Source organism: Marinococcus halophilus (assembly GCF_002265875.1).
Lineage (GTDB): Bacteria > Bacillota > Bacilli > Bacillales > Marinococcaceae > Marinococcus > Marinococcus halophilus.
Window position 1 is genome coordinate 197,479 of the sequence record NZ_NPFA01000005.1, and the last position, 8,617, is coordinate 206,095.

The following is an 8,617-nucleotide window of genomic DNA, read 5'->3' on the forward strand; positions in this document are numbered from 1 at the left end:
ACCATATTTCAAGCTGCTATGGAAAGGATGAGTAACTGATGAGCAACTCTATTCCGGAGATCCGCCTGAATGATGGCCTGACGCTTCCGGCTATCGGATTTGGAACATACGCGTTAAATGGAAATGAAGGAGCCAACGCTGTAGACCGGGCGATCCATGCAGGATATCGCCTGCTCGATACGGCCTACAACTATGAAAATGAAGGGACAGTAGGAGAAGCTGTGCGGCGAAGCTCTGTTCCGAGACAGGAGCTTCGGATCACATCCAAGCTGCCCGGGCGTTACCAGGAGTATGAAAAAGCTGTACCAGCGATTCAGGAGTCATTGTACCGCGCGGGGCTGGATTATTACGACCTGTATTTGATTCATTGGCCCAACCCGAAGCAGGGACATTACGTTGAAGCGTGGCAGGCGCTGATTGAGGCGAAAAAATGGGGGCTTGTCCGTTCCATTGGAGTATGCAACTTTTTGCCAGAGCACCTGGAGCATCTCGAAAAAGAAACGGGCGTGAAGCCAAGCATTAACCAGATTGAGCTTCACCCATATTTTAATCAGGAAGAGTCAAGAAAATGGCATGAAAAGCATGATATTCAAACCGAATCCTGGAGTCCACTGGCGAAGGCCAGTGATGTGCTGCAGGATGAAACGATCCGTAAAATAGCAAATAATCATAATAAAACAGTCTCTCAAATTATTCTTCGCTGGCATTACCAATTGGGTACGGTACCGATACCAAAATCAATGTCCCCCCGCCGGCAGATTGAAAACCTTTCGATCTTTTCCTTTTCGCTCGATGAGCAGGAAATGGAATTGCTTGCATCATTAACCCGCCCGGACGGACGTACAAACGATCAGGACCCGGCGGTGTACGAAGAGTTTTAAACCCATGTCATAGGGTAAAAAAGCCGGGAAGAGGATCTGCCTCTTTCCGGCTTTTGCGTAAGAATAGAATTAAACGGTTTTTGGCACCTGGTGGAAGCAGCGCTTGTAGATCCATTCGTAGTCGGATACGTTCAAGTCGCGAGGGTTGCCTTCTGTCTGCGGATCGTTCATTGCTTCTTTGGCAAGACGCTCAGTCATGTCAGGATTTACGCCCTGTGCTTCGAGAGAAGGAATATCGAGCTCTTCTGCGAGTTCATACATATACTGAACAGAAGCTTTAGCTGCTTCTTCAGTGCTCATCCGGGCCGTGTCGATGCCAAAGGCCTGGGCAACACGTGCAAAACGCTCGGGTGCACCTTTCCAGTTGTATTCCATGACCGGCCCCATCATAGCTGCTACGCACTGGCCGTGGGCTACTGGAATGATACCGCCAAGTGTCTGGCTCATGGCATGAGCAGCACCTGCAGATTCACTGCCGTAGGAAAGCCCTGCAAGCATTGCTGCCTGGGCCATGCCGTAACGGGCTTCAAGGTCTTCGCCGTCGGCGTAGGCACGGCGGATATATTTTGCAGCGTACTCAATTGCAAGCAGCGCTACTGCGTCTGTGACAGGCTGGGCGAATTTCATTGTATAGCATTCAACCGCGTGAGCTATCGCATCAATACCGGTCATTGCAGTTACATGCGGAGGCATGGAAACATGCAGCTCCGGATCGATAATAGTGACGTATGCCGGAATGAGCGGTCCGCCGGTGTTAAATTTAAATTCGCGGTCTTCGTCTGTGATTACCGCCCACTGGGTTACTTCAGAGCCGGTGCCTGCTGTTGTTGGTACGGTGATGAATGGAGGAATGCGGCGCTCGAGCGGTTTTTTGCCCTCGGCAGCTTCGTAATCGAGAATCGAGCCTTCGTGGGTAGCTTCAACACCGATAGCCTTTGCAGTGTCCATCGAGCTTCCGCCGCCAACAGCGACCAGGCCGTTGCAGTTTTCTGCTGTGTAAAATTTGGATCCTTCTTCAATCAGGCGTACGGGAGGGTTTGGCTCTACTTTGTTGAAGAGAACGATCTCTACACCAGATGCTTCAAGATTTTTGATGACAGGCTTTGTTACACCTGCATTATGGATGCCCGGGTCTGTGACGAGCAGTACTTTGTCAGAGCCGAAGGCTTTGATTTCTTCCCCAATATGTTTAATGGCACCGATGCCGTGTTTGATTGCCGTGGGTACTTCAAATGTATGATAGCTTAACATGCTTTCGACTTTCATATTCATGCTCATGGGAAAAACCTCCTTAATGAATGAAAAAATCCTTTTTTCCAAAGCAAGGGCTTTTACAAAAAGCTGCGCTGGATAAAAAGAATCCTTTTTATATTTTATTTTAGGACTTAATTGTCCCTGCATCCGACGGATCAACACCGTGACGATAAAATTTTGTATTCATCGGTTCGAGTGGCTGTTGCTCAAGAATTAGATCCGCTGCTTTTTCAGCGATCATGAGTACTGGTGCATGGATGTTTCCGTTCGTCACATAAGGCATGACGGATGCATCTACTACGCGAAGATTTTCGACTCCATGCACTTTCATCGTCTTCGGATCAACAACTGCCATTGGGTCTGAAGCAGGTCCCATTTTCGCAGTACCGCTCGGGTGCAGCGCCGTTTCGGCATCATTGGCAACCCATTCCAGAATCTCTTCGTCTGTCTGTACAGCGTCCCCTGGAGCAATCTCTCCGGAATTAAATGGTTTCATGGCTGGTTGTGCCATGATTTCACGGGAAATACGGATCGCTTCAACCCACTCGCGTCTATCCTGTTCCGTGGAAAGATAGTTGTACACCATGCTTGGATGCTCCTTTGGATCCCTGGAGCGGATCTTCAAGCTTCCTCGTGCATCAGAATACATTGGCCCAACGTGCACTTGGAATCCGTGCTTCGTATCTGCTTTCTTGCCGTCATAGCGTACTGCTACTGGGAGAAAGTGAAACATTAAATTCGGATAAGGAACAGTTTCGTTAGAGCGGACAAATCCTCCTCCTTCAAAATGATTCGACGCTGCGGGACCTTTACGGCCAAGAAGCCACTGCAGACCTATCCAAGGCATTTTCAACTTATTCAAGCTTGGCTGCATGGAAACCGGCTGTGGGCAGGAATACTGAATATATGCTTCCAAATGGTCTTGCAGATTTTCACCGACACCCGGCAGGTCAGCTACCGGCTCGATTCCAAGCGAACGAAGGTGTTCTGCGTCTCCAACTCCGGAAAGCTGAAGCATCTGCGGAGAATTGATCGCGCCACCGGAAAGAATGACCTCTCCTGCATTCACCTTCAGCGTTTTGCCATTGTGTTGATATGTTACACTTTCTGCCTTTGTCCCGTTAAAATCTATGCTTTCAACAAACGCACGGGTTCTTATAGTAAGGTTTTTCCGATTCATAACCGGGTGTAAAAATGCACGGGAAGCAGACATTCTTCTGCCTTTATGGATATGCTTGTCAAACGGTCCGAATCCTTCCTGACGGTAACCGTTCACGTCCGGTGTGCGCGTATAGCCTGCTTCTACAGCTGACTCAAAAAACGCTTGGAACAACGGACTCGTTGCTGGCCCCCGTTCCAGCTTTAGCGGACCTTCCTGCCCGCGGAATTCGTCATCTTTTTCAGCCGCTAGCGTGTTTTCCAACCGCTTGAAATATGGAAGACAGTGCGCGTAGTTCCACTCATCCATACCTTCATCTGCCCCCCATCGTTCATAATCGAGGGGATTTCCGCGCTGGTAAATCATTCCGTTAATAGAGCTAGATCCGCCGAGTACTTTTCCTCGCGCATGCTTAATGCGGCGACCGTTCATGTATGGTTCCGGATCAGACAGATACTTCCAGTCATAGAGACTCTTTCCTGCTGGAAACGGCAGTGCCGCCGGCATCTGAATCAGTAAGTCCCAAGCATAGTCACTTCGCCCTGCTTCTAGTACAAGCACGCTATTATTTTTATCGGCGCTTAACCGGTTCGCAAGTATAGATCCTGCACTGCCTCCACCAATAATTACATAATCAAATGTTTCACTCATATTGTGCACCCCCAAAGATTTTCTTTGTGTAACGATGTGTGTGAAGCTATATAATAACTTTTGCTCCAACTATGTTATTTCGTAGAGAGTTATTAATAAAATGATACTTACTCAACGGAAAAAACGAGAGATTATTTAGGGAGTTTGTGTGTATTTATTTGTTGCTGTTGATCTAGAAAAAATTCAGAGCTTCCGGATTAGTGTTACGGAAGATGTGTTTTGTTTCGGTATACTCTTCCATGCCGACCTTGCCAAGTTCACGGCCGATGCCGGACTGCTTGTAGCCGCCCCAAGGAGCCTGGGCAAAGTAAGGATGGAAGTCGTTGATCCAGACAGTACCAAGACGAAGACCGGAAGCCACTCGCTCGGCTTTGCTGATGTCTGTGGTAAACGTAGCACCGGCAAGACCGTAAACCGTATCGTTCGCTTTTTCCACGGCTTCTTCTTCAGAGGTGAAGGTTTCCACGGTGAGTACCGGTCCGAAGATTTCTTCCTGCACGATTCTCATGTCGGTGCGGCAGTCGGTAAAGATCGTCGGCAGAAGGAAGAAACCTTTTTGGAGTGTTTCGTCGTTCGGGCGTGCGCCGCCAACAGCAACTGTTGCTCCTTCTTGTTTACCGATTTCGATATAATTTTCGACCTTGCTCAGGTGCTCTGCGGAAATAAGCGGTCCCATCTGTGTTTCTTCATCCTGTCCACTGCCGAGACGAATGTTTTTCACCCGGTCGACGAGCGTGTTGACAAAATCATCATGGATGGACTCCTCCACCAGCAGCCGTGCTCCAGCGGAACAAACCTGGCCGGCATGGAAGAAAGCAGCGTTTAGGGCCTGATCCACGGCAAGATCGAAATCAGCATCGGCGAAAACAATGTTAGGGTTTTTGCCGCCAAGTTCAAGCGCGATCTTTTTCATATTGGATGTAGCGGACTGCATAATTTTACGTCCGGTCTCAATACCGCCTGTAAAGGAAATCAAGTCCACGTCTACGCTTTCGGAAAGCTCTGCCCCTACGTCTGTGCCTTTTCCGAGTACAAGGTTGGCAACTCCCGCCGGAAGGCCGGCTTCCTCCATCAGCTGAAATACCTTCACGGTCGTAAGTGGCGTAATCTCGCTTGGCTTCACAATGATGGTGTTTCCGGTCGCAATAGCCGGCGCGATCTTCCATGCTGCCTGCAGAAGCGGGTAGTTCCAGGGGGTGATTTGACCGCATACGCCGACAGGCTCACGGACAATTTTGCTGTCGGAGTCTGGAAGCGGAGAAGCAATATATTCACCCCCATCTTTGTCGGCCAGGCCGGCAAAGTAATGGAATACCCCGGCGATATCATCCATATCGTCACGGCTTTCACTCATAGTTTTTCCAGTATCGAGCGTTTCGAGTTCTGCGAGTTCTTCTTTATCCCGCTCGATGAGCTGGGCAATTTTTAATACATACGCTCCGCGCTCCGAAGCGGGGATAGAGGCCCAGGTGCCTTTATCGAATGCACGGCGGGCAGCCTGTACTGCTTTTACAGCGTCCTCACGGGACCCTTCCACTGCCTGTGTAATAATGCTTTGGTCAAGCGGGTTAATGATGTCCCGGGTTTCGCCGTTAGCAGCTTCTACCCATTCGCCGTCAATGTACATGCGAATATCCATATATATTTGCCTCCTATGTATTAATTTTGTTAAAAAAATATTTAACGTTTTGAACAATTTAAATCTAACAGCTTTCAATCATCTTGTCAAAGAACTGCTTGGAAACCTTTTGAAAACGCCGGAAATTGTTACCCTGAAATAAATTTAAAAAAGATTTATGAGGCTCTCTCGCGCGCGTGCGAAAATATCCGAAGGCTTTTTATTTCCCCGGGAATAAACATAAAAAGCACAGGCCAATATTTTTGATTAGGCATTTGACAAGAAATTTTTATACGTTAAGATTAGAGACTGTGAAGAAAATATTTAACAAATTGAATTTTTTTAATAGAAAAGGAGGGGCCCATGACGGATTCTCATCACCAGGATGAATGGAGGGAGTCACTCGAAAGCGCCAAAGACATTATCATTGATTCCCTGGCAGAGACCATGGATTTGTACGGTGTTACAAGAAGCGTTGGCACTTTGTATGGGACAATGTATGTTGAAGGCGATATGACGCTGGATGAAATGAGAGAAAAACTCGGAATGAGTAAACCGAGTATGAGTACCGGGGTGCGGAAGCTGCAGGAGTTTAACGTCGTAAAAAAAACACACCGGCGCGGAAAGCGAAAGCAGACCTACGTAGCCGAAAAGGATTTCTTCCGTTTTTTCAGCAACTTTTTTACCCAGCAATGGGAAAGAGAAGTGCGGACAAACTTGAGCGCCATCGAAAGCGCCTGGGAACAACTAGACATGCTGATTCAGTCGGAAGAAGCAGAAGATTCCATAAAAGAAGAAGCCCGGGAGATTCAGCGAATTCTCAGCCAGTCGATTAAGTACTATAAATGGCTGGGTCGTCTCGTGGAGTCTATTGAAACGGGAGAGCTGTTTAAATATATTCCAGTTGAAGAAGACGATGAAAAAGAGAGATAACAGCTTTACATTATCTCTCTAGGGATACTTTTCAAAATATTTAGAATTTTATAAAAAATTGAGGTGTTGCTTGTGATAGAGAAAAATTTAAACTTAATAAAGAGTCTGGGATTCGTCCTTTTGGTAGCAGCGGTACTGATTTACATAATTGCTACTGGTGACGAAGTGATGTGGAGCGGCTTTATTGCCATGCTTGTTTTCTATGCTTTGATGTATTATGTCGGCGCCTATTTTGCCGCTAAAAAATCTGATTCCCTCGACGACATGATGGTGGCCAAACGCAGTCTACCGCTTGTAGTCATGATTTTCACCATGGCTGCCACCTGGGTAGGCGGTGGTTATATTAACGGTACCGCAGAATCAACATACGTTGACGGCCTCGTATGGGCCCAGGCGCCCTGGGGTTATGCCCTCAGTCTTATTATTGGCGGTATTTTTTATGCCAGAAAAATGAGGCGCTACGAATTCAAAACCATTATTGATCCGCTCGAACAGCGGTTTGGGAAGAAAATGGGTGGTCTGCTGTATCTTCCGGCGCTCCTGGGGGAAGTGTTCTGGAGTGGCGCGATTCTAACAGCACTAGGCACTACATTTGGTACTATTTTAGGGATCAATTTTACGACGTCGATTGTTATTTCAGCCATTATTGCGATCGCCTACACCGTATTTGGCGGCATGTGGGCGGTTGCTTATACAGACCTTTTACAGATGATTCTGCTGTTGGGCGGTTTGTTTCTAGTGCTGCCGTTTGCCTTTGGCAGCACCGGCAGCTTGAGCGTAAACTGGAACGAGTATCAGGCAGATCTTGGGTCCTATGCGAACCTTTTTCCGCCGCTTGACGGGTGGAATCATCCGGAATGGGGCAACTATTTCTGGAACTGGTGGGACTATGCCTTTCTATTGATTTTCGGCGGCATTGCCTGGCAGGTATATTTCCAGCGCGTGCTTTCCGCTAAAGATGAAAAAACGGCGATGTGGTTTTCGATCATTGCCGGTGTCGTATGTATTATTGCGGCTGTCCCTGCTGTTCTTATTGGTATAATCGGCTATAATGTTGACTGGGCATCCTTTGGCACTTCAGCTCCGGAAACAGGGGCCATGGTACTGCCGGAGGTGCTCCAGCATCTGACGCCGGGATGGGTAGCAGCGATTGGCCTCGGGGCTCTTGCCGCAGCTGTTATGTCCTCCATGGACTCTTCGATTCTATCCGCATCCTCGATGGCTTCATGGAACATATACCGTCCGCTGATTCGTCCGGAAGCATCCAACGATGAATTGAAAAAAGTGATTAAGACCTCGATTGTGATTATCGGGGCGGCTTCTACCCTGATTGCTTTAAATGTTGGAAGTGTATATACCCTGTGGTACCTTGCATCGGATTTGATTTTTTGTATTTTATTCCCGCAGCTGACTATGGCGCTGTTTTATAAAAATGCGAATGTGTACGGTTCTCTTACGGCATTTATCGTATCTGTCTTTTTACGTCTTGGTGGCGGGGAGCCCGCGATCGGCCTGCCGGTCTTCCTTCCGTACCCAATGATTGAAGACGGGATTGTGCTTTTTCCTTTCCGTACGGTGATTGTGATCATTGCTTTTATTCTCATATTTATTGTTTCTGAAGCTACGAAGAAAAAGGCAGTTCCGAAGCCGCTTCTCATGCCATATGAACGAAATGACAACGAAGCTTTGGAAAAACAGCCATCCAAATAAAATCAAAAAAAAGAGCCTGGAAGCAGCAATGCTTTCAGGCTTTTTGGCGTACAGCGCCGCATATACAGAGAAAAACAGCTTCTACAGCTGTATACTGAAGCTTAGGAAGTTTTCGGGAAGGTCAACATACCTAACGGCGTTCAGTGCATCTATATTAACATATTTCCTTTATTTGTCCATTAAACATAAAAAAGAATAGCTATAATTAATGCTGTTTTTTAGCTGATATGTGCTTTTTATGCCGATGAGCGCCTGTTTTATTTCCTCTTATGTTGCAGGTTTGCTAACAATTATTTCCATTAAAAATAAAAAAGAGACAGAATCCCCGTTGATACGGTACGATGACATCGACGAAAACACCATCGAGAAAGGATTCTGCCTCATGTCTACCGTATCATATTCCTCCTGCAT

6 protein-coding genes are annotated in these 8,617 nt (G+C 47.3%); 3 read left to right on the plus strand and 3 right to left on the minus strand.

Annotated features, from left to right (window positions below; translation table 11 throughout):
* Window positions 1-38: 38 nt before the first annotated feature.
* Window positions 39-881: an aldo/keto reductase gene (locus CHL76_RS07270; protein WP_079474439.1), complete on the plus strand. Its 843-nt coding sequence runs from the start codon at window positions 39-41 to the stop codon at window positions 879-881.
* Window positions 882-950: 69 nt separating this feature from the next.
* Here the strand turns inward: CHL76_RS07270 and CHL76_RS07275 are convergent, their stop codons facing one another.
* From CHL76_RS07275 to betB, 3 genes are all read right to left on the minus strand, one after another.
* Entirely contained in the window at window positions 951-2,159 is a 1,209-nt protein-coding gene (locus CHL76_RS07275) for an iron-containing alcohol dehydrogenase (protein WP_079475042.1), read from the minus strand.
* Window positions 2,160-2,259: 100 nt separating this feature from the next.
* A complete protein-coding gene (gene betA, locus CHL76_RS07280) occupies window positions 2,260-3,945 on the minus strand; it encodes a choline dehydrogenase (RefSeq protein ID WP_079474438.1) in 1,686 nt (561 codons plus the stop codon).
* A gap of 172 nt (window positions 3,946-4,117) precedes the next feature.
* Window positions 4,118-5,584 (minus strand): betaine-aldehyde dehydrogenase, encoded by a 1,467-nt coding sequence (betB, locus tag CHL76_RS07285; protein WP_079474437.1) that lies wholly within the window; start codon window positions 5,582-5,584, stop codon window positions 4,118-4,120.
* 342 nt (window positions 5,585-5,926) lie between these two features.
* On the opposite strand from betB, the gene cudC reads away from it, so the two are divergent.
* Together cudC and CHL76_RS07295 are read left to right on the plus strand one after the other, a co-directional pair.
* Window positions 5,927-6,496 (plus strand): choline uptake/conversion transcriptional regulator CudC, encoded by a 570-nt coding sequence (cudC, locus tag CHL76_RS07290; RefSeq protein ID WP_079474436.1) that lies wholly within the window; start codon window positions 5,927-5,929, stop codon window positions 6,494-6,496.
* Window positions 6,497-6,616: 120 nt separating this feature from the next.
* Window positions 6,617-8,206, plus strand: a complete 1,590-nt coding sequence (locus tag CHL76_RS07295; RefSeq protein WP_371862278.1) for a high affinity choline transporter 1 — start codon at window positions 6,617-6,619, stop codon at window positions 8,204-8,206.
* Window positions 8,207-8,617: the final 411 nt, after the last annotated feature.